The sequence below is a fragment of the Sulfitobacter sp. JL08 genome (assembly GCF_003352045.1).
GTDB lineage: Bacteria > Pseudomonadota > Alphaproteobacteria > Rhodobacterales > Rhodobacteraceae > JL08.
Genome location: NZ_CP025815.1, coordinates 2,332,500 through 2,354,231, shown reverse-complemented (window position 1 = coordinate 2,354,231; position 21,732 = coordinate 2,332,500). Strand labels below are relative to the sequence as shown.

The 21,732-nt window shown below is 54.7% G+C and carries 18 protein-coding genes and 4 pseudogenes; 12 read left to right on the top strand and 10 right to left on the bottom strand.

From position 1 onward, the window contains the following. Positions 1–254: 254 nt before the first annotated feature. Positions 255–1,622: an O-antigen ligase family protein gene (locus C1J05_RS11555; protein WP_162798032.1), complete on the top strand. Its 1,368-nt coding sequence runs from the start codon at positions 255–257 to the stop codon at positions 1,620–1,622. A gap of 233 nt (positions 1,623–1,855) precedes the next feature. Here C1J05_RS11555 and C1J05_RS11550 read toward each other — a convergent pair whose 3' ends face one another. After that, positions 1,856–2,485 (bottom strand): tetratricopeptide repeat protein, encoded by a 630-nt coding sequence (locus C1J05_RS11550; RefSeq protein WP_114870371.1) that lies wholly within the window; start codon positions 2,483–2,485, stop codon positions 1,856–1,858. A gap of 421 nt (positions 2,486–2,906) precedes the next feature. Between C1J05_RS11550 and C1J05_RS11545 the strand changes: the two genes are divergently transcribed. Together C1J05_RS11545 and C1J05_RS11540 are read left to right on the top strand one after the other, a co-directional pair. Further along, the gene (locus C1J05_RS11545) at positions 2,907–4,091 is read left to right on the top strand and encodes a FecR domain-containing protein (protein ID WP_162798031.1); all 1,185 of its coding nucleotides are present in this window, start codon (positions 2,907–2,909) and stop codon (positions 4,089–4,091) included. A gap of 421 nt (positions 4,092–4,512) precedes the next feature. Then, positions 4,513–5,133: a trypsin-like serine peptidase gene (locus tag C1J05_RS11540; protein ID WP_162798030.1), complete on the top strand. Its 621-nt coding sequence runs from the start codon at positions 4,513–4,515 to the stop codon at positions 5,131–5,133. 278 nt (positions 5,134–5,411) lie between these two features. On the opposite strand, the gene C1J05_RS21865 is transcribed toward C1J05_RS11540, so the two are convergent. Then, positions 5,412–5,684, bottom strand: a complete 273-nt coding sequence (locus C1J05_RS21865; protein WP_254684821.1) for a hypothetical protein — start codon at positions 5,682–5,684, stop codon at positions 5,412–5,414. Between C1J05_RS21865 and C1J05_RS11535 the strand changes: the two genes are divergently transcribed. Then, positions 5,638–6,180: a sugar transferase gene (locus C1J05_RS11535; RefSeq protein ID WP_254684795.1), complete on the top strand. Its 543-nt coding sequence runs from the start codon at positions 5,638–5,640 to the stop codon at positions 6,178–6,180. The genes C1J05_RS21865 and C1J05_RS11535 overlap by 47 nt on opposite strands. Before the next feature lie 27 nt (positions 6,181–6,207). Then, positions 6,208–6,759: a transcription termination/antitermination protein NusG gene (gene nusG, locus C1J05_RS11530; RefSeq protein ID WP_114870367.1), complete on the top strand. Its 552-nt coding sequence runs from the start codon at positions 6,208–6,210 to the stop codon at positions 6,757–6,759. A gap of 273 nt (positions 6,760–7,032) precedes the next feature. Here the strand turns inward: nusG and C1J05_RS11525 are convergent, their stop codons facing one another. Next, on the bottom strand, positions 7,033–7,761 hold the full coding sequence (locus C1J05_RS11525; protein ID WP_254684584.1) for a serine/threonine protein phosphatase: 729 nt from the start codon (positions 7,759–7,761) through the stop codon (positions 7,033–7,035). A gap of 637 nt (positions 7,762–8,398) precedes the next feature. Between C1J05_RS11525 and C1J05_RS11520 the strand changes: the two genes are divergently transcribed. Beyond that, a complete protein-coding gene (locus C1J05_RS11520) occupies positions 8,399–8,968 on the top strand; it encodes a trypsin-like peptidase domain-containing protein (protein WP_162798028.1) in 570 nt (189 codons plus the stop codon). 416 nt (positions 8,969–9,384) lie between these two features. Here C1J05_RS11520 and C1J05_RS11515 read toward each other — a convergent pair. From C1J05_RS11515 to C1J05_RS11505, 3 genes and pseudogenes are all read right to left on the bottom strand, one after another. Continuing rightward, a pseudogene (locus C1J05_RS11515) lies at positions 9,385–9,597 on the bottom strand (NAD-dependent epimerase/dehydratase family protein); the annotation flags it as partial. 10 nt (positions 9,598–9,607) lie between these two features. After that, positions 9,608–10,733 (bottom strand): annotated as a pseudogene (gmd, locus tag C1J05_RS11510) (GDP-mannose 4,6-dehydratase). An 8-nt stretch (positions 10,734–10,741) separates the two neighbouring features. Further along, positions 10,742–11,491, bottom strand: a complete 750-nt coding sequence (locus C1J05_RS11505) for a glycosyltransferase family 2 protein (RefSeq protein WP_114872284.1) — start codon at positions 11,489–11,491, stop codon at positions 10,742–10,744. 158 nt (positions 11,492–11,649) lie between these two features. Between C1J05_RS11505 and C1J05_RS11500 the strand changes: the two genes are divergently transcribed. After that, positions 11,650–12,489, top strand: coding sequence for a hypothetical protein (locus tag C1J05_RS11500; protein ID WP_162798027.1), 840 nt, complete (start codon positions 11,650–11,652; stop codon positions 12,487–12,489). Between the two features lie 252 nt (positions 12,490–12,741). On the opposite strand, the gene C1J05_RS11495 is transcribed toward C1J05_RS11500, so the two are convergent. Then, positions 12,742–14,349: a hypothetical protein gene (locus tag C1J05_RS11495; protein WP_162798026.1), complete on the bottom strand. Its 1,608-nt coding sequence runs from the start codon at positions 14,347–14,349 to the stop codon at positions 12,742–12,744. A 105-nt stretch (positions 14,350–14,454) separates the two neighbouring features. Beyond that, a complete protein-coding gene (locus tag C1J05_RS11490) occupies positions 14,455–15,255 on the bottom strand; it encodes a YdcF family protein (RefSeq protein ID WP_114870362.1) in 801 nt (266 codons plus the stop codon). A 264-nt stretch (positions 15,256–15,519) separates the two neighbouring features. Here C1J05_RS11490 and C1J05_RS11485 point away from each other — a divergent pair, with 264 nt between their 5' ends. Then, positions 15,520–16,392 (top strand): metal-dependent phosphohydrolase, encoded by an 873-nt coding sequence (locus C1J05_RS11485; protein ID WP_114872283.1) that lies wholly within the window; start codon positions 15,520–15,522, stop codon positions 16,390–16,392. Between the two features lie 424 nt (positions 16,393–16,816). On the opposite strand, the gene C1J05_RS11480 is transcribed toward C1J05_RS11485, so the two are convergent. Beyond that, a complete protein-coding gene (locus C1J05_RS11480; RefSeq protein WP_162798025.1) occupies positions 16,817–19,078 on the bottom strand; it encodes a CHASE2 domain-containing protein in 2,262 nt (753 codons plus the stop codon). A 581-nt stretch (positions 19,079–19,659) separates the two neighbouring features. Here C1J05_RS11480 and C1J05_RS21440 point away from each other — a divergent pair. The 4 genes and pseudogenes from C1J05_RS21440 (at position 19,660) to C1J05_RS22255 (ending at position 20,892) form a co-directional block, all read left to right on the top strand. Next, complete coding sequence (locus tag C1J05_RS21440; RefSeq protein WP_162798024.1) at positions 19,660–19,797, top strand: hypothetical protein; 138 nt, start codon at positions 19,660–19,662, stop codon at positions 19,795–19,797. A gap of 202 nt (positions 19,798–19,999) precedes the next feature. Then, the gene (locus C1J05_RS11470; protein WP_114870359.1) at positions 20,000–20,623 is read left to right on the top strand and encodes a hypothetical protein; all 624 of its coding nucleotides are present in this window, start codon (positions 20,000–20,002) and stop codon (positions 20,621–20,623) included. A 35-nt stretch (positions 20,624–20,658) separates the two neighbouring features. Continuing rightward, positions 20,659–20,727: pseudogene (locus C1J05_RS22260) on the top strand (hypothetical protein); the annotation flags it as partial. Between the two features lie 18 nt (positions 20,728–20,745). Further along, the gene (locus C1J05_RS22255) at positions 20,746–20,892 is read left to right on the top strand and encodes a hypothetical protein (RefSeq protein ID WP_205389322.1); all 147 of its coding nucleotides are present in this window, start codon (positions 20,746–20,748) and stop codon (positions 20,890–20,892) included. Positions 20,893–21,089: 197 nt separating this feature from the next. On the opposite strand, the pseudogene C1J05_RS11460 reads toward C1J05_RS22255, so the two are convergent. After that, positions 21,090–21,401: pseudogene (locus C1J05_RS11460) on the bottom strand (IS30 family transposase); the annotation flags it as partial. Between the last annotated feature and the right edge of the window lie 331 nt (positions 21,402–21,732).

Here is a 21,732-nt window from a genome sequence, read left to right as displayed (position 1 = left end):
GCTCAAAGTACCGCAGGCGATCAGACGCGTTACGCGATCTCGGGATCAATGACCGTCTCAGCGCAGTTGGACTTGCTGGAAAATGCAAACAAGGGGGGGCGTGAGCGGACCTATGATGCCGTAGCACCCCCTGAACACTGCTGTGGTGCTTTATGCAGCAATCGGTCGTCGCGAGGTGGAACGTCAGGCAACATCCGACTACGTTGCCTGCATGGCGATGGCGGGCGAAATCACAAAAGGTCCTGGTTGAGCCTATGATCGAAAAACCTCTCAAGATGGTCCAGGGCATCTTAGGCTTATTGGCTTTGGTCGCGGTTCTGGCGTCCGTGTTGCTTCAGGGGGGCAACACTCCGATTGCCTGGTCGCTGCTTGCTCTGGTGCTTCTGTCCGTGCTTTTTATTCAGATGTTTATCGGCCAGATGACGCCCGTCCCCTTGGCCGTCCAAAGGCTGGTTTTTCCGGGGCTGCTCTTTCTGGGCGCATTGGGGTGGGCCTGGGTGCAGGCCGGGACGGCGTTTGACCCGGATTACGCGCATCCGTTCTGGTCTTATGTGCCTGCGTCCCCTCCGTCCATATCCGCGGACCCGGGGCAGGGTAGGCACGCCCTCATGCGATTGCTCTGCTACGCCTCGATTTTTCTGGTGATGGTATGGACCTGTATCGACGCGCAGCGCGCCGCTCTGGCGCTCAAAGGAATAGCGATTTTCTCTATGGTGATTTCGGCCTACGGTCTCTTTGCATTCGCAACAGGATACAATTTCTTTCTAGAGGATTTTGCAACCGCGTCACTGGTCCAATCTACATTTGTGAATCGCAACAACTTTGCGACGTATGGCATTTTTGGCGTCTTCGCAAATCTTGCCGCTGTACTGCATGCTTCAACCCGTCAACCAAATACGCTCAAGGCGCAACTCGAAGGGTTTTTCTCGGGCACCTGGATCTACGCTCTGGGGTTCCTCGTGTGCGTTGGAGCGGTTTCCCTTACACAGTCGCGGGCGGGTGCCATTGCGGGGCTCTTCGGTCTTGCAGTCTTCCTGTGGGCCTGGCCGAAGGGTAAGGCGCGCATTTGGGATAAAGTCATGCTGGCCTTGTTGGTCGCCATTCTTTTCTTTTTGGCACTGACAAGTGCCACCGGGCTCACAGAGCGCCTAATTGCCACCAGCGCCGAAGAGGCGCGATTTGTCATTTATCCCATTGTGGTCGAGGCCATCGCCGATCGCCCCCTGCTGGGCCACGGGCTGGGCGCTTTTCACGATGCCTTCAGACCCTACGTCCCGATGGACGTTTCCGGCCGTGAATGGGTGTACGCGCACAATACCTATCTGGAATTGATTTTCGGCCTAGGACTGCCGGCGGCGACCGCTTTTTTTCTGGCACTGATCCTGATCTTCTGGCGCATTTACCAGGGCGCGCGCAAACGCCGGACTAACAGGGTTTTTTCCTGTTTTGCACTTGCTTGTGCTGCAACAGCCGCTTTTCATTCAGCCTTTGACTTTAGTCTGCAGATGCCGGCTGTGGCTGGCCTTTTTGCCGCCATCCTTGGCATGGGGTTCGCGCAAAGTTTTACGTTTTCGGAGAGAAAGCGCACCGACGCCAAAGAAAAAAGGGCGCGTAATTTCTGAGTGCAGCTCAGCATAGGATTATGGTCTTTGATCTTGGTTTTTCGGGTCCTCAAGACGATGCGTTGCCATGCCTCTTCTTGTAGCGCCTGATCTTTCCTTGCGCGCGCTTTGCAGCGGAGTTTCACAATTGCACTGCGTTGTCTTTCCTACAAAGCAGGGGGGATAGATCAAAGGGGGGAGGGCTGACGGCAAAACGGCACCGCGCAGATCCCCGTTCGTGTCAGTGCCGAAGGTCAGTTGCTGACTTTTCCCAAGGCTACTTGAAACATGCCAGGATATTGGCTTTTCAAATTTTCGAACCTGCGTGGTTCGAACTCTTCAAGAACGTCCGTATCCTGCAAAACCGCCATCCAATCCTGTTCAGTGAGTTCCACCGGGTTCGTGTCTGACGCCGTCATGATGCCAACAAGGTTCAACCGCCTGATGGCGAGTGTTCTATTGTTGGGCGCGACTTCCCATGAGACACGCAAGGCGCCGATACTGCCGGGAAAATCGTCAACGCTTGCGCGCGCCCAGGCCAGCGCAACCCAGGCCCGCGCGTTGCCGGGATCGAGACCAACGGCCGTTTCCAACGCATCCATGGCCTTGTAGGCGCGGTACTTGAGCGCCTCAGGGGACGCGCTCTCTTCGGTAGCACTGCGAAAACCCGGCGTCTTTTCTGTTGTGGTAAGATACCCAAAGCCGCGTTGGTACTCATATGCGCCACGGTCATACATGAAGTGGCTGTTGAAGAGCCGTCCTTCCCCAATGATGGTGTCGGAAACCAGTTGGGGGTTGAATGCTGGTGTTTGTGTAAGTGTTTTCCACACAATCGAGCCCGAGAAAACAAGAAGCACAAGCGTCATCATGCGTGCAAGCTTCATTGTTTATATCCCCCATATAGCGCGCACCACGGGATGCGTTCTGTGCCCTTCGCCCATGCGTTACATGAACGCCATTTCTTGGCAAGCCGTCAGGCAGGGTCTCGCAAGCGTCTCTAAATGCATTTGGATACCAGCAGATCTTGTGTCGCTGGCATTGCACGCTGAGCGTTTCGTTTGAAAATTGGGCATAACTCTAAAAAAATTGCGACTGGCGCCCGAAATATGTGCGATAAAGACGTGGTGGTACTGGCCGCGCTTTTCTGATAGCTTAATTACCATTCTTATTATGATTTTTTGCTTCTTGGGTGTATACAAAGGGTCATCATCTCGGGGTGGCTGTTAGATGCCTATGCCAATTGTTACAAAAAAACCTCTCTCAGGGTATTCCAGCTTGATTGGTGCGTGCCGGGGGACCGCTCTGGTGTCGATCCTTGTTGCGTCGCCTGCGCTGGCCGAAGTGGGCTTTGTATTGCAAGTCACAAATGGCCAGATTATCCGAAATGGAAGCCCTGTTGAAATTGATGAAGGGTCCTTGGTCGAAGAAGGAGATGTTCTGGCGACTGAGCCCGACGGCTTGATACAGGTCGAGTTGATAGATGGCACAAATTTTGTCGTTTATGCCGACAGCACAATCAATATCGATACGGCGTTGATCGGAAGCGATGAAAGCACATTCGAATCACTGGCCGTTGGCATTTCAGGCGGTATTTTTCGTCTAGTGTCTGGATCCAGCGACGCCGAAGCCTTCGAAATTACAACTCCGAACGCCACGATGGGGATCCGGGGTACGATTGTCGAATATAACTACACGGCGCCTTTCACCTACATCCTAGGGACCGATCAGGAAAGCACGATACGGCTGAACGATGCCAATGGAAGACCGATCGAGTCCAGCGGTGTTGTAAACCCAGGCGCATGCAACATGTTTCGCGTTGGACCTGCCGGTATTGAAGAAATCCCACAGCCAAATCTGCGAGAAACGATGCCCTCGGCCTGTCACCGTCAGGAAATCTTCCTGACTCGGCATCGCAGTGGCGGCAGCTGTGCCCCGGAATTGCTTTGCGATGATTTCGATCCGGCGTTTGATGAAAATATAGACGAACTCCTTGCGGAGGTTGAAGAGATTAACGAAGACTTGGAAGCGCAATCCGGGGAAGAAGAGCTTGAAGAGGATCCCGAAAACGAAAATGAGGCGGACGAAGACGGTGTAGAAGAAGACGACGCAGAAGAAGGCGAAGAAGAATCTGACGAAGAAGGCGAAGAAAACGATAGCGAATCTGAAGAGCAGCAAGAGGGACTGGAAGAGGGCTCTCTTAACCCTGAGAACTTCCTGGAGCCGCGCCTCCAAGCGCCGCCGCCGATCTTGGGTCCCATTCCTGCGACTGCGCCTGCGCTGATCCCCAACCAACGTTCCGGCCCGACTACGCAAACGGTCACGCAAAGTGGCGGCGGATCATTTGCAGGACGGGGTAGTTCCGGCGTATTGGGCAGCTTTGGAAGCTTTGGTACAACGACCGTTTTTTATCCCAGATCCAATAGAATCGGCCAGCCCGCGTCTTCGGAAGATTGCGTCGAGCCAAACAGTACCTCCAATATATGTAACTAAAATGCGGGCGGCCCTAACAACTAAACTGGATTCAGCTTTCCGGTTAAATGTACGTCAGTTGCAGTGTTCGATAGCGAGGAACAATCACGCTTATTGCAATGCTTGGTCCCCGTAGGAAACTTCATTTACCTTTATGTTGCCGCGTCGCTTTTGTCAGTACTGCGCTTTCCCGATCACATGGTGAGCGGCATTGTGCATATGATCGAGGCTTTACTGGAATTGCACGCGACAGCTGCTAAATTGATTGCAACAGGCGAAAACAGTATTTGCATAAAAAACTGATCGGAGCAGGTCTCTGCCGCGAAGAATAACATTTGTAAATTTGATCCTGGCACTTTTTGTGACAGGGGCAGCTGCCACTGCGTCAGAAACCTTACCGGTTCTTGACGCGGAAAAGCGCATAGCGTTACCGGCCGTCGGGTTGATCCGCGCCAAGGGAGTGGATTCGGTTGTGATCTGCACCGGCACGCTCGTTGCGCCGGACCTCGTTGTGACGTCAGCGCATTGTACCGATAAAACTGCGGGCCTGTTAAAAGACATCGAATTTGTCGCGGGTTTGAACGGAACACGGTTCCTTGCCAATAGTGGCGCGGCCGAGGTCCTCCGGCATCCGAAGTTGGATCATGCGACAGGTCGCGGAAAATTCCGCTATGATGTGGCTGTCATCCGGCTGGGGCGGCCCGTACCGGAAGAACGGGTGCAACCAATAAACCTCATGCACAGTGACGCGGTTTTGCCGGCGCAGGCCGCCTTGATCGGGTACAGGTCGACAGACCTAAAGCTGTTGCACGGACGTTTTGATTGTGCGCTCTCGCAGACCTTATGGAGTACGCTTGTTTCGTCAACTTGCCCGGCATCTCAGGGAAATTCAGGCGGCGCCATGCTTGCGAAGACGGGTCAAGAGTGGCGTCTTGCTGGCGTGATTGTTGCTGCGTCCCAGCATGATACAACGTCTTTTATCGTGTTATTGGATCAGTGGCTTCGCGACCAGGTCGACGCAGCCTTGCGTCGTCAGGCCAAGCGGTCGGCCAAAGTACAGTAGCATTTCGCGGGCAAGGTGCAAACCTTCCGCGCATGCGGGGGTTGAACGCCCGACTACCCGTAACACGGCTGCTTCATCGCACAAGCTTCTCAGCGCGTGAGCATGATATGCTTCCCTAGCGCCCCAAGTTCCTCCCCTGTGACCGGAAGGCGATCCACACCATTGTGTCGCAACTGAACGGTTATTCGTTACGGACCTGAATATTATTTACGTACCCAAAGACCGCTGCCTTCTTTTTCACCAATAACATTCGCAAAACGGACTTTATTGACGTAAGGTTACCTTATGCTTGGAATGGAACCGTTTTTGAGGTAAAAGTTTTTAAGCTTATATTTTGTATTAGCATCAAATATTTCAAGGCTGCCGCCGATGACCTTGCAATCAGATGAGAGCCATTTTTTGCATCTCCACTTTCTTGAGAGCGGAACGGCGCTTCCAGCGCCGCTCTCTGTCTGGTCGTTAAAGTTTTGCGTCTTCAAATGTGTCGTTGATAAATGCTCAGCCATCTGTGCGCTGCCTATTGTTCTTTCGGTTGCAATAATCCTTTTCATCCTAAACCCATTCTATAACCCGGGGCCTGTGTTCTTCGTTCAGGACCGTATGGGCATGGGCGGTAAGCGGTTCCGGATGTGGAAATTCCGCTCTATGACGGTCTCGGATAATCCGACACGTCATGTCGACGCGCCCCTCGAGGCGCATCGGGTGACGCCTTTTAGCCAGATGGTGAGAAATTACCATCTCGACGAACTGCCGAATTTCTTCAACGTGCTGAAGGGCGACATGAGTCTGGTGGGACCGCGCCCTGACGCTTGGGACCATTCGATGCATTACGTGTCATCTGTGCTTCACTACAGCGAGCGTTTTCGCGTGCGGCCCGGCATTACCGGTCTTGCACAGGTCTATGCCGGCTATGCCGATACGGCGCGGCTCGTGCGCCGCAAAGCCTACCTTGACCGTTTATATGTCCGCAAGTCGCGCATCAGGTTAGATCTGCTGATTTTGTGGCGTACCCTGATTGTCGTGCTCTCGGGTTTTGGGGCGCGTTGAGTTTACCCGTGTGGAGCGCCTACGAAGATGCGTCACGACAATAACAAGACCTTTGCAACAGATGCACAAGCCGTGTTCGATGCGCGTTACTGGTATCTTGCGCAATTGAAACCGGGCGGGTTCGACCGTGCGATTACCAATTTGCACCGGCAAGCTTTTTCCACGTTCATGCCGGCCCGCGACACGTCAATCCGCCGCAAGGGGAGGCTAGTGACGGTGCGCAATCCGTTGTTTCCCGGGTATCTCTTCACTCAGGTTTTGCCGGACCAGCAAGACTGGCGCGCGATCAACAACACCTACGGCGTGGCGCGTCTTGTGTCCCTGTCGGGAGGCAGGCCGACGCCTGTTCCAGCCGGTATTATTGAGACATTTCACGCGCGCATGGATGAAAACGGCATCCTCGGCGCCCCTGAAGATCTGCACCCCGGTGACAGAGTGCGGATCATCTCGGGTCCGTTTGCAGAGCGGTTGGCGGAAATCGACACTGTCAAGCCGGGGGATCGCGTCTTAATCCTGATGGACCTGATGGGCCGCACCGTGCGCATGCAAACCTCCGGCAGCCAGCTCGAGACGCTCTGAGCGTCCCAGTCAGCCTGCCCCTTTGTGCCAGCGGAATGGGACCATAGGGACGTACCCACATCTGCTTCATATAAAACTCAAGACTGGACCGGTCATCGCCCAGAGAGACTTCCTAAACCCTCCTGCGGTGCCAAGTTTGCCAGATGCATCGCCCACATGGGCAGGCTGCGTCGCTCACGATGAGTGGGGGAGCTGAAACCGGCCCCATGGCGGCAGTCTTTGGCCCGCAAAGACGGGCTTTCTTTTTCTGACGCTCATCCCTGAAAACAGGCGTCATACTGTGAACGCACTGCCGCCGCCAGATTGACGCAACCCGGAAATTGGGCTTAAGTCCGCGGATGTCACGCTCAGAAACGCTTCGCTTTCATCGAGGCGGATGGCTGTCAGACATCCGGAGTAGTACGCGCCAGTGTCGACGCATATACGGTTTGGCCGCGACACCGGCTTGGACGCCGCGAAATGCCCGTGGACCATGCGCATGCCTGGCATGCCCATAGCACGCCCTGATGGCGGGGTCCCCCAAAGCGTCGCCTCATCCGGTTGCGCGTCAAGCGAGCAGGCGGGGTCGAGGCTCGCGTGCACGAACACAACCTTTCCCGAGACAACCGTTCGGGGCAATCCCTCCAGAAAACCCATGTACGGCTCCAGTTTCTCTGCGAGTTGATCGCGCACGCGCTGAAAATCCCGCGCACCGGCGTTTGCAGTAGTGGGCGAGACGCCAAAGCTCGCAAGCGTCTGTAAACCGCCCCAGTCAAGCCACGCGGAAGACGTAATTGGGTTTTTCAGAAACTCCAGCAAAGCTACTTCGTGGTTTCCCACCAGAAAATCGATCTGCAAGTTGGTCTCGGATTTCAGGCGGTCCGCAATGTGAAATATACCCGACAGCGTTTGAAGGACCGCGCGGGAGTCATCCCCGCGATCAATGTAATCCCCGAGGAAAACCACGCGCGGTCTGCGGTCATCCGAGAACCGTGCAATATCGTCGCTAATCTTTGCCAGCATCGCTTCAAGCAGGTCCTGCCGTCCGTGGATATCCCCAATTGCATAAACACGCTCCTCTCGTGCGATATATGCTTGCGGGCATTTATCCGGAGTTGACTGGGTAAAGAGGTTTGGAAACACGGCAGTATTTTTATCCAGTTTGCAGAGGGGAATAGAACACGGGTTTGTCGGAGCATAGCGACCCCGCGAAAAATTAATAGACAGATCACGTCAAATGGTTGCCAGATCTCCGGGGGCGATGTGGCATCGCAGTATTCCAAGGCAGGCTTCGGAGGGCGCACTACTGGCCTGGCTGCGATTATTCATCTCGCAAGTAACGCTCGTCCGACTTTTGCGGCCCAAAGTCATTGTATCTGGTCCACGTCGCGACACGGCTCATTCTTATCACGAATATTCCCAAGAAATGACAGAAGAGGTGTTTAGACACCGGATTTCTTGATTTGGAAACCGGAGTCTGCGCTTGGCTGTAATTGTGTCTGTGGTTCAATCTCTATTGCTGCTGTTTATCTTTGGGACATCCAGCGCGATGTCTGGCTCTCTGCCCATGCTCCCCGCAGGCGACCGTGCATCCCTGTCGGCTGTGGGAGTGGTACGCTCTGCTGGACAGAATGGTTCCACGCTGTGCAGTGGAACACTGGTGGCACGCGATCTTGTGATTACTTCCGCGCATTGCATAAAACAAAACGCGGGTCTTTTGCATAATGTTGAGTTCATTGCGGGTGTGAATGGCGCACGGTTTGTCGCGAACAGCGGCTCGGTTGAAGTGCTTGAACATCCAGTTTGGCGCAACACATCCGGTATCGGAAAATATCGCTATGATGTCGCCATCATCCACCTGTCGCGCCCGATCGCGCAGGGCAAGGTGCAGCCGATAAGGCTTTTTTCAAGCGGTAAAGAACTTCCTGAGCGCGGAGCGCTGGTCGGATATCGTGGACCAAAGGCCGTCGCGTTGCACGGTCGTCTTGACTGCACGTTCTCGTCACTGTCAAATCGCGGGCTTTTTGCCTCGGATTGTCCTGCGTCCGGAGGGAATTCTGGAGGTGCGGTTTTGACAAGGGGAGATAATGGATGGGAACTTGCGGGCATAATTGTCGCCTCAAGACGGCTCACGGCAACGGCAGTGGTGATTGAGCTTGATGACTGGCTCCGCACTCAAGTGAGCGATGCTTTGCTACGGGAAGCGAAATGGGGGGCTGATCTTAAATAGTTTTTGATTGTCTGTTCAGCCTCTCGGGACGATATTGGCATGGGCTGCCGACTTACAAAACTCAATCGGTAAACGCATCGACACGAGTTTTTTCATAACCTAGAAGGTATACCTAAACCGATGACCCCCATTTAAAACTATCCGACCCGCATGTGCATTCTCCTAAGTGCTAGGATATGGTCGTTACAACACCCGCCCCTCAGAATAGCTGGATTTTCGCACCTGAATAGTCGCAGGTACGCTTTGCTGCGCGCAGCACCTTAGCCGAAAATCGTGCTTGCAACTGTAATTACCTCTTCGATTAGGGGCAGATGTTTTGGCAGTAAACTGCGATGGTATCACAAGGCTTGGCCACGCGCCGTGTGGTTGGATCAAGAGCTTCGTCTTCCTCATGAACTGCCCCCATTGCAGTTCCAGTATGTGTTGTTGGCGTGAATGACGCCCACTTTTGCTGCGGCCAGGATTACGGTGTCGGGTTGCTCAGACTGCATGAAGTCACGCACAGCCGCCTGGTCCGTCAGGTCAAGCTCCGCATTGGTGCGGGTGAGGGTGGAAGCGTCCTTCGCCTTCAGACGTCTGAGTATTGCCCTTCCGACCATGCCCCGGTGGCCTGCTACATAAATACTCATGGCGCGCTCCTCACCCTTCCAGCGAGACAGCCAGGTCCAGCCCGTGCTCTTTCAGCAGTGCATATCGTCTTGCAGACTTCAGATCTTCCTGAACCATCTCCGCACACATCTCGCGCGCAGTGATCTCGGGCTCCCAGCCGAGAACGGCTTTCGCTCTGGCACGATCTCCCAGCAGCCTTTCCACCTCCGCCGGGCGGAAATATCGCGGGTCAATCTGAACTACGACATCGCCGGGCTTTACGGCAGGGGTCCTGTCTCCTGTCACGGTTTCCACAATTGCCTTTTCTTCAACGCCGGCGCCCTCAAAGCGCAATGTGATGCCGAGATCCTCCGCAGCCCAGGTGATGAACACCCGCACAGAATACTGCTTGCCGGTGGCGATGACAAAGTCCTCCGCCGCCTGCTGTAGCATCATCCACTACATTCGCACGTAGTCTTTGGCATGCCCCAATCAAGCAGCGCGTCGATGTTACCCATATAGAGGCAGTCCTAAAGCCCCTGTGCAATATGCGCCAACCCGCGGGTGATTTTACGGGTCACAAAAGTCTCACCACGGCGGGAGCTTTTGTGGTTAAAGAGGATGCCGTTGCAGGCATACATGCCATAGGCCTCTCTGTAGTTCACGGTGATCCAGTAGGTATACATCTTGGCGACTGCATAGGGACTACGAGGGTGGAAGGGCGTGGTCTCGGTCTGCGGTGTTTCCTGCACCAATCCGTAGAGCTCCGAGGTGCAGGCCTGATAAAACCGCGTGGTCTTTGGTCTTCTCCAGCCCAAAAAGCGGATCGGCTTCCAGCAGCCGAAGCGTGCCAGTGGCGTCGACACCTGCGGTGTATTCAGGTGCTTCAAAACTCACGGCAACATGAGACTGCGCGCCGAGATTATACACCTCATCGGGTTTCACCTCCGAGAGGATGCGCGTCAGGTTTGAGCTGTCCGCAAGATCGCCGTAGTGCAGCTTCAGTTGCGGATTTTTTTTCATGCGGATCCTCGTAAATGTGGTCAATCCTTTGCGTGTTAAAGAGCGACGCCCGGCGCTTGATGCCGTGCACATTGTATCCTTTTTCCAGCAATAATTCTGCCAGATAGGATCCGTCCTGACCCGTGATTCCTGTGATAAGGGCTGTCTTGCTCATATATAGTCTCACTTATGTGGTCTGAATTGCTTGATCTTGCTGAAATTCTTCTGCGCTAGCGCGCCAATGCCGCCGACCTTGTTGCGCTTAAGAGCGCGATAGTCCTCGCGGCTTTTCTGGAGGATCCGCCCCAGCGAGCGGTTACTTTCACCTCCCACCCGCATCTTCACCATCACTTCGGGGATATAGGCAGGCCTGAGCTCATGCGTCCAGAGCCAGCGCAACATCGCATCATAATCCGCCGCGATCTGGAAGGAGGTGTCATAGGCGCCGTATTTTTCCAGCAGCGACCTGCGGATGTAGAACGTCGGATGCGGTGGCATCCACCCGCGCGGCAGCAGGTCACGTGAATAGCCGCCAGAGGTCCAGTGGCGAATGACACGGTCTGTGTCGTCTTGCGCCACGTACTGCAGATCGCCGTAGACGCAGTCGACGGCAGGATCTGAGAAAGCGTCTGCGACCTGCTCCAGCACCCGGTTGTGGGCGAAGATATCATCAGAGTGCATCAACCCGACAACATCGCCCGTCGCCCGCGCCTTGCCACGGTTGATGGCGTCGTAGATGCCGTCGTCTCTCTCGCTGAGCAGTGACATCCGCGGATCTGACTGACTCTGCAAAATGTCCAGCGTGCCATCGGTTGATCCGCCGTCCTGCAGCACATGTTCGGTGTTTTCCCAGCTTTGAGACTGAACGGAGTGTAGGGCCTCGCCGATGGTTGCGGCGCGGTTATAGACGGCTGTGATGACGGAAATTTTCATGAAGATTCTTTTGGGTGCGGCATAAAGCGCAGTCATATTGTCCTTGCAGAGACGAGTTCGAATTGGTCTGACAGCGCCCTGTGGTGGATTAAACGGGGTATCCTGACAGGATTATGGCGAAATTGTGTCTGCTGTGATATCCTTATCATGGATCTATCGTGATTCTTTGTCAGGATTTATTTGTGCGAAGCCTTTTAACCTTATTGGCTGCGATTTTGACCGTGGCATTTGCTGCGCCGACGACGGCGCAGGTTGCCACCGACTGCCCGAACCCTGATCTCTATAGCGGTGATTATTTTTTGACGTGTAATGAGTTCCAAGGGAGCGTTAAAGAGACCACGCAGGCAGAGAATGTCACGTACTTGGAGGGAACCGATACGATAACCGGGCTAGACAATTCGCAGCCGGGATTTACGATTTCCAACAGCTATTTTTTGTATGACCTGACAGAATTTGGCGGTAGTCTAATCGATGAGAATTTAAATATAGAGGTAACATTTTTCGCGACTGGTATGCTCGATTCCTCGACGGGAGGGCCTAGTGCATATGAAGACCTTGCCTTTTACGACGTCACTCAAGCCAGCATCGATTTTCTTCTCGGTGCCTCATCCACTACAACCCTCACACAGGTCTTTTCGGATTTAGAGACTATGGGAGCAGGTGGTAGCTCATTCGGCACGAAACGCATCAATGATTCTGACTTGCAAGGTGAAGCGATTCCAACATTTTCCATTGTGCTGTCTGACGCGGCTCTTACCGATCTGAACTTAGCCATCGGCAATCCTGAATTAGATTATTGGGGGCTCGGTGCTCACTTGACGTCGACGAACGGCCGCTCGGTACAGATCTCCAGCCTCTCAATAACGGACGCTCCGACCAGTGGCCTTCGGGCGGTTCCCGAAGTGAGTGCAACCGGCGCATTGGCGGCATTTGGCTCGCTTCTTGCCATGATGGCGTTTCTCTGGGAGCGTCGGCGCGTAACAGCTGCTGCGGTCTGATTGGCGCTACCACCCCTGTTCGACAGAAGGCGTTTGTTCAACTGTAACGAAAGCCTTGCTTCTCCCCAAGGTCCGAACGATCCGGCTTAATTCATGCGAAAATTGCACGGGGACGCAGTCAAGCAGATAGCGCTCAGGCACCCTTTGATTGGGCTTTGCCATCACATCACCCGTGTCACGGCACTTGACCCGTGCCTCTCACAACTCTGAAAACCGCTTGGGCGGGATTAGCCGCGAGAGAACGGATACATTCTATTGCACGTAGTCTAGGGCCGGACGCCCGTTCACTCTGCTGAGCTCGTGGCTATTGAACAAATTGTCGGCGGGGACCGTAGTTTCTACCATGCCATCGCCCGAAAACGCGCGTCGCCACTCCGTCAACGTACCGCTCGTATCTACAATGGCCGTGTCCGTCCAAGGCGCCGACCAGTGTAGGACAGGATCATAATATGTGTCTCGGCCCAAAGCATCGTAGTTGATGCTGTTCAAACGCAACCCGCCGGTATTGCTGCGACCATAGGTGCGTATTTGGTGCGCGGGAAAGGAGATTGAGAGAATGGCGGGCGCACTTTGCTCGCGTCCGCTGCTGGCGAACAGTCCGATGTCGACACGTGACGTTTGGATCTGCCGATGACCCTCTGTGGAGGTCACCTGAACATCAAAAGGGTCGTGCCAGGCAATCGATATGCGGGCTTGCTGCCCATTATCACCCACGGGGATGATACGGACCCTGTCCGGGTCCCCCTGTAACAGGCGCCACGTGTTGGTCACGGGCTTGCCCATCGGGTCGACCGTGTTCTCTGCCGATATAGTCAGTGTCTTGATGCCTTCAAAGCCTCGCCAGATCCGTGCAACGGCGGAGGGCGTGTCGTAGAGTTTTTCGCTCATCTGCGCGAGGCCTGCAGCGTCGCGAAAATCTTCCTCGATGACCGCAATCTGAGCCATAGGCGGGATGTCCTCCGGTCGAAGTGCTGCCGCGTGCCCAACCATGCGTTCGGGTCGGACCTCACTTCCGTTCAAGACCGGCCGGTGTGCTGACCCAGCGAGATAGTGCTCCAGCTGGTTGACGGGTCTGAGGTTGCGCCTCAGTATCATTTGAAGGGTCGGGGCGACGAGCCCGTGTTCCTTCATATAGTCCAGCGTGTCCGACGGGAAGGCGGCAAGCGTGGCGGCTATGGCGCGCATGAAGGGCCGGTCCGACCCCGAAGACCCCTGACTGACAATGTGATATGGCCAATGCGCTGGAAAGCGGTCGACCTCGTCGAAATCGCGATGCTCGGGGTAGATGTAAATGTGGTTGTTCCGGTAGAGCCGCGCACTCAATTCCCGCCCGAGCCGCGATGTCATCGCGAGCCTGGGCAGACTGCGCGCCTCCACGCCACCTGTGATCGCTGTGGAGGAGTTGCCAAACACGACCGCCGGGTACAGGATCATGCCCGCGAGCCCATAATCCGCGTCTTTCTGTTCCAGGGCGTCCCCGTATTTGAGATGGTGCAGCCGGGGGTACAGCTTGGGGTCCAAGCGCGAATGTCCCCGATCGCGGTTATCGTAGAGAATGCCTTCAAAACTGTTCGACAGCCCACGCGCATCATAGCTGCGGAGCAGCGTGGCGACTTGCGTGTCCGATGTCGCTGCAACTATTGGCAAGGAGACATCTGTTGGCGGGATCTCTAACCCGGTCGCAACCTGCATACCCGGCGCAACCTGCTCCAGGTCTTGTAGCCGAACCGTGACCTCGCCGGCCAAGACGCGCGCCGGCAGACACAAGAGCGACATCAGAAAAATGAAAGACCTAAAACGCATATGTGATGTGTACTGCTGCGCAACTCGAAAAAATAGCCCCTTGGCGGGGCGATGCATCTATCGGTCGATCTGCAGGTCTTGGGGGGCGTTTCACCATCCGCGAACCACTCCGTTCTTGGAGGCTCAATGAAGTACATATTGCTGGCGCGGCTGTGGACCACTTCAGTTATAGTCCGTCGGAAAGAATGCTTCTGTGCGGCCAAATACCCGGTACCGCAACAGGCCGATCCATTCCTTCACACCAAGGTTGACCATGCCGAGGTGCCCGACGAGGTCCCATCTTATATTGCTTAAAAAGTCCCCGCCCCTATCGTCGACGGGGTAGGGGATGAGGTTGCGCCATCCGGCTGCACAGAAGGTGCCAAATGCGCGTGGCATGTGAAAGGCGCTGGTGACCAGAACCCAGGTCCCATCAGTGTCGGCAACCCTTGCGCGGGTGCGCCGCGCATTCTCCGCCGTTGTGCGCGACTGCCCCTCGACGATCAGACGCGCCTCTGGCAGGCCAAGCCGGCGCAGGATGTCCGGCCCAATCTCATATGCGCCCTCCTCGACGGGGCTGAGCGCTACCTTCCCGCCTGAGAACAGGACCTTCGCGTCGGGGAACCGATTTGCGAGTTCTATCGTTGCGATCAGGCGCTGCGCGGCATCGTTTACCTGCGCAAAGCCGCCGACGCGTTCAGGTGCTACATGCTCCATGCCACCAAGAACGATGATGCCTTTCGGGGACGTGATGTCCGGGTGGACAGGGTAGGCGGCCTCCAGCGGGTTCAGAACCAGATTGCCAACGGGCGTGAGGCCGATCAGGACCACGAGGCTTAGGGCGAAGGCAAGAGCGCGCTTCGCAGCTGTGATGCGCGCACGCCAGAGCAGGACCAGCGGGAGGGCAAACAGAAGAACAAGGATGGTCTCCGGGCGCAGCAAAAAACAGGCGGTCTTGCTGGCGATGAGAAAGATTGTGTCCACTGTATAATGCGTCCCGGATCAATCTTTGCGGGCGTGGATGCGGATGCCGGGCGCATCGTCTGGCGTGCCGATGAATTCGATGCCGGCGGCTTCAAGGGTTGACCTGAGTAAAGCGGCGTTTGCTTTTGTGATATTCGGAATTCCATCAATTGCTTCAAAGTCACAGCAGTGATTATCGCGTTTCCCAACATAATGAGACCGAGGCTGACATAGTGCTCTCAATTGGTTATGATAGGCTCGGGAGCCAGAAAATGTGAGGTGAGAATGTTCAATCCGACCGCGGTCGTTGCCGCCAAATTTGGAGATCATCTCGCTGAAACCTACCTTCAGTATTTCTCCGGACGCAAAGCCGAATATGCCGCATACATAAGCGGTAGCGCCCGAATGTTGCTAGAACGTTTGGGCAATTCGGACGCTCTTTATCATAATGCCGAACATACGATGATGGTGACACTCGTTGGTCAGCAAATCATTCGAGGTCAGTTGGTCACTCGCGCTGTCCAACCGGAAGATTGGCTCCACTTCATCGTCGCACTTTTGGTTCATGATATCGGATATACTCGTGACATCTGTGAAGGTGACACGGACGCCGAGGTGATTGTAAACGCGGCCGGAGACAAGGTTTGTCCACCGCGCGGTGCTTCCGATGCTTTTCTTGCTCCCTATCACATAGACCGTGGAAAAATCTATGTCAGGCAACGATTTGCGGGTTCCAGTCTCATCGATGAAGAGAGGATAGCTGACGCTATCGAATACACTCGATTTCCTGTTCCGGACAATCAGGCTTATGCTGATACAACGAGCGAACCTGCTCTGGTGCGCGCTGCGGATCTAATCGGCCAGATCGCCGACCCTTTTTATCATAGGAAGATTGGTGGGCTGTATTGTGAGTTCGCCGAAACCGGTTTCGCGGAAACGCTCGGATATAAGACTCCGATGGATTTGATGGAACAGTTCCCGCAGTTCTTTTGGAAGCAGGTGCAGCCCTTGATTGGTCCCGCGCTCGTGCATCTGGAACACACTATGGAAGGCAAGCAATGGGTGGCACAACTTTATAATCATGTGTTTCAGGTGTCTCATAGGTCTAGTTGCCTTGGGCCATTTCCTGGTGCAGTGGATGCGGCAAAAACCGACTAATCCGTTTCCCGACCAACTCATACAAACAGTCTTAATATTGCGACAAATCTGTAGCCTTCTGTTTTTGGTAAGTCCGCACGCAGTGTGAAAACTCGGCAGATCTGGCGTCGCGGGGCTTCTCCTTTGTCAGCACTGAAGAAAGGGCATCGGTAAAAATTTTCGCCTATGACAATCTGGTGTATGGCGCGCTGGACGGCGAGGTGATCCGAAGCGGCTCTGATACCATCGTTTCCGACGAGGGGCTGAAGTTCTTTCTCGTCATCGTAATTAAGACAGGAGCTATCTTGACACAGAAGCTGATCCGCTGCCGATCACGCCGGGTATGATCGCCCCAGTTGGTATCCAAACCGGCGAATAATCAGTCCTGTCCTATCTGGCAAAACAGGTCCTGAGCGCGCAGTTAGAAGCCTTCCGCGAGCGTTGATCACTTTTGCGACGAGACATAAACGCCATCCCAGTCGGGACCCGGTGGAGTTGCGCGGAGCTCGGTGAGCCGGGTCCGGTACATCTGGATATATTCGTCCAACGGGAAATTGATCATATTCAGGTCATTGCGCAACGCATCGATCAACGTCTCCAGCGCATCCCAGTCTTGCGCCCGATAGGCCGCGAGCATCTTTGAGTTTGTTTCCACAGCAGTTTTGAATGCGGGATCTTCGAAAAGCGTTTCATCTCCCAAAAGAGCAAATATATTCTCGGGCACTGCCTTGCCGACCACACGGATCATATCAAGCTCAAGCAAAGCAAACTCGCCGATCACCTCGTATGCAGTGGTCTGACCTAAAATGATTGGCGCGCCATAATAGCGCGATTGGCCCTCAAGCCGTGAAGCAACGTTAACCGGATCACCTAATGCGGTGTAATCAAACCGCGTGTCACTGCCCATATTGCCGACAACACATTGCCCGGTATTGATGCCGATGCCGACGTTCAGACGGTGAATTGTCTGCACCATTCTTTCTGCCTTTTCCTTGTCACTCTGCCCGTTGTGGCTATTGGCGCTTGTCTGCATGCGGTCCATGTTGAAATCTTTGACATCCCGAATCATTCTGAGCGCTGCACGGCACGCAGACCGGACATGGTCGGGGTTGTCCAAAGGCGCGTTCCAGAAAGCCATGACAGCATCACCCATGAACTTGTCGATGGTGCCATTCTGATCCAGAATGGCTTTGGATAGGATGTTCAGAAACTGGTTCATTAACCTGGTCAGGCCTTCAGGGTCGTCTCGGAATGCTTCTGCAATCGCGGTAAACCCGCGCACATCACTGAACAAAAGCGTAAGCTCACGGGATTCTCCTCCAAGACTGAGTTGTTCCTGGTTTTCGGTCAGTTGGTTCACCAGATCAGGTGATACATATTGGCCAAAAGCATCACGTATCACACGCTTTTGCTTTTCTTCACGCAGATAATTCACCGTGGATATTAAAATGATGGTGAGTGCCGTTGAGAAGGTGGGAAAAGATGGGTCGAGCAATATTCGATGTTCGTAAAAGAGATAATAGGATATTGCGATATACGCGGTCAGCAGGAATGCCGACGAGATAATCAGCGCGCTGGCACCGAAGAATGGCGCAAAAATAATAACCAAGGTGCACAGGAGTAGGGTCACTGCAAGCTCGACCGTGATTGTGTAGTTGGGACGGATTAGAAGGGTCTTTGCCATCATGTTTTCGAGGACCTGAGCGTGAATTTCCACCCCGGCCATCGACGTGCCAAGAGGTGTTGCGCGGAAGTCTTCAAGACCGATGGCAGAGGTGCCAACGAGGACCAGATGGCCCGCGAGCCTGCCGCGCGGCATCGTGCCTTCCAGCAGATCACCCGCCGACACATATCTTGCCCTCAAATGTGGTGTCAGATACGGCCACACCGTGCCATCGCGCGCGGTGGGCACCAGTTGTTGCGCCAAAATAATCCCTTCAACACCTGCGGCATTCGTGCGTACTGCAAACGGCTGACCGCCCGTCGCGATCCTGAGCAATTCCGGCGTGAGCCCAAGCCGAACTTCTTCCTGAACGTTCATCACAAGTGGTACGCGCCGAAATACGCCATCCGCGTCCGGCCTGGCATTGAACAATCCACGGCCCGCAGCAGCGGCCTCAAGTTCTGGCAGATTTTGCAAGATATCAGGAAAACGCAACAGAAAAGGTTTAGGATCGGGGCCGATCAGCGCGAATTGGACGTCTGTCAAATCGCGTTTCTCTGCGCGATTTCCAGCAGAGGACCGCACAGAGGTCTGCCCGACGATTACGCGCGCACGGGTGAAAGCCTCGGCAAGGATCGCGTCATTATCGGGGAGTTTGAGCATCTGAGCGGCAAGGTCGGGAGGGAGTTCGGGGTTGTCCGCTGCGATCTGCGCTGGCGATAAACGGTCTGGTTCGGCAAAGATAATGTCGAATGCAATCGCAACCGCGCCATCCTGAGTGGCCTTGTCGACCATCTCTGCGATCCGAGTGCGCGGCCACGGCCACTGTCCTAACGCCTCAATACTGCGATCATCCACATCGAGGATGGCCACCGGAAGCGGGGTATATTCGCGTGGTTTGGTCTGGTGATAAAAATCAAACACCGCATTGCGGATGGCAGAGACAAGAAGTGGGTCACCGATCCGAACGACGATCCCGAAGGCCACACAGACAAAGGCGATGATACGGACCCATCCCACCCATTTGGAAAAACTCCGCTTCACGAGCAAGCACCGCCAATCGCTGCTCTCGGTTCTTCGGCCCTGCTATAAGCCGTGCTGCTTGTCTCAGCATTCGAACTGATCACGTGATTAGCGTACCTGCAAACAGAAAAAAACCATTCAACCACAAGGTTCAAAACGTCAAAATTCAAGAGTATTCTTCCGCATCGGCGGAAATACGGCATTTCTGGTGCCCTTATTTTCTGAAATCTGTCATGTCTCACAGACCCAAGGTCATTTCAAAGGTATGTTCACGTCAACCTATTTTTCTGTGGAATACACAAGTGTCCTGGAATTCCACCTTTTTTCTAGTCTGAACCATCAGTCGTTATCTGACTGCGGAACCTGACAGCAGCTATGTTGTTGCTGATAGGGCTGAGTTACATCAGGATACAATTGAGCGTTCTGGTCAGGATTTAATCATTTTCGGTCTGAGCGGTGATGCATTGTGCATCACTCATTAGTTCTTGATCGACCCGAGTGCAGATCTTTACGATACATACGCCGCTTTTTTCCGCGGTGGTAACGTCGCGCGGTCTACTTAAACAATCACGCCCGGTCACTATGCGTAGGCCGGAGCGTCCGTGCAACGTGTCGTTGGCACGGTTGAAAAGCTTCAAGTTGGAATGAAGGTCTTTCAGCAGGTTGTGCCGCAGATCGAAGACGGAGCCGCGCTTTCAGTCACTTTATTTTTGGACATCCCGGTCCAGGCGCTCAGTTGACTTGTTATCAGACGCCTGATGTCGATCGCGAAAGGATATCCGGGAGTGACGTTATCGGGCATTTGCCGCGGGGGTGGGGGGGACACCATATCAAAAATAAAAAACAACCCCATACACAGTAGAATAACCACGCCGAATGTCTGCTGAAACCGGCAAAACTATGCTAAACTGCGTCTAGGATATCGAGGAGTGCAGATCCGGCATGGCCAGGAAATCACCGGAAGTGACCGTGTCAAAGAGCGCTCTTGCAGCGCACGAACAGATTTCCTCTAAAAAGCTGCAGACAGCTCTCGAGGTCAGCGATGCAAATCTGCTCCAGCAAAAACTCAACGAAATATCAAAGCTGCTCTGGGTACATGAGGACGCAAGCGAGGACACCAAACACGAGCGCGTGGTGCGCGCCCTGGAACTTTATGAAAGCCTGGAGCCTGCAGATGGCGCTGAGGGCATGCTTGCGATGCAAATGGTCGGGACGCATGATGCCGCGCTGGAGTGTCTGAAGCGGGCAGCTTTGCCGAACCAGACCTTCGCAGGGCGCGATATGGCGCTGAAACACGCGCATAAGCTGATGACACTCTACACGCAGCAGCTGGCCACGCTGAACAAACACCGCGGCAAGGGGCAGCAGAAAGTGACGGTCGAGCATGTGAATGTGGAAGCCGGAGGGCAGGCCATTGTCGGGAATGTTTCGGCTGGCGCAACAGGGCGCCGGAAACAGGACAAGGGGCCTCCATCGCTTGAGCACAATGAGCAGCCGACACTTGATACCAGTACCGAGAAAGATACCAGTACCGAGAAAGTTCCATCAAAGGCCCGGAAGTCTTGAAGGTGCCATCCCCCCACAAGCGCAACACGGGCCCCATGACGCAAGCCGCACGCTGCGGCGCAAAGACCCGCAAGGGCACACCCTGTCAGGCGCCCGCCGTCGCAGGTAAGAAAAGGTGCCGGATGCACGGCGGTGCCGCAGGCTCCGGCGCGCCCAGAAGTAATAAAAATGCGCTGAAGCACGGTCTCTGTACTGCAGAGGAGAAGGCGTTCAACGCCCACGTGCGAGATCTTATCAGGCAAGGCAAAGAAATGATTGAAGAGATTTGATGTCAGCGCGTGACACGAGCGTCGTCTGCGCGCCGCAGAATTCTCGAGCGGTCTGACTGTCCCAAGCAGCAACACGCATGCAGCGACATAAGCTGGCCATTGCTCTGGCCAACAAGCGCGGCCCCGATTATCTTCTTAATCGCGCTTTATCCCACCAAATGCAGACAAAAGTCCGTCGGCAGCATTGTCCTGTGGTTTCAACTGGTCGCCGCAACACATGCGTCAAACTTCTCAGCAGGCGTTTGGTATTGCAAGGTCTTTCGAGGTCTCTCGTTAAGCTGGCGAGCGACGGCGCTGAGTTTCGCTTGGCTAAAGCCCGATATGTCAGTGCCTTTCGGGAAGTATTGGCGAAGTAATCGATTGGTATTTTCATTACTTCCTCGTTGCCAAGGTGACTGGGGGTCACAAAAATAGACGTCAATATTTGTCGCCATCGTGAACTTTGCATGCCCGGCCATCTCTGATCCACGGTCCCATGTCAGCGATTTGTACAGCTCCTTGGGAATCCGGACATTCGCTGCGCTCACGTTCTATGTCGCACATGCGGACAAACCAGCCTGATGCAACTGCAGCGCAGATCGTGGCGTCGACACACGATCCAGACACACAGGTTCAGCGGCAGCGCAGCACGAATTCCCCATACCGGCCGTTCAAAGCATCCCAAATCTCCAAATTCCAATCCGACCGTTCGCCGTGCCCATACGAGACAGCGGGCTTTGAGACAGGCGATGCGCCAGAATGTCCGCCTGTGGTGGAATACAGCCAGTAGTTCCAGGCACGGACGGCCAAGGAATTGGTGCTGCCGCCGGACGAACCGCCTATCCTTTTGATGATGGGCGC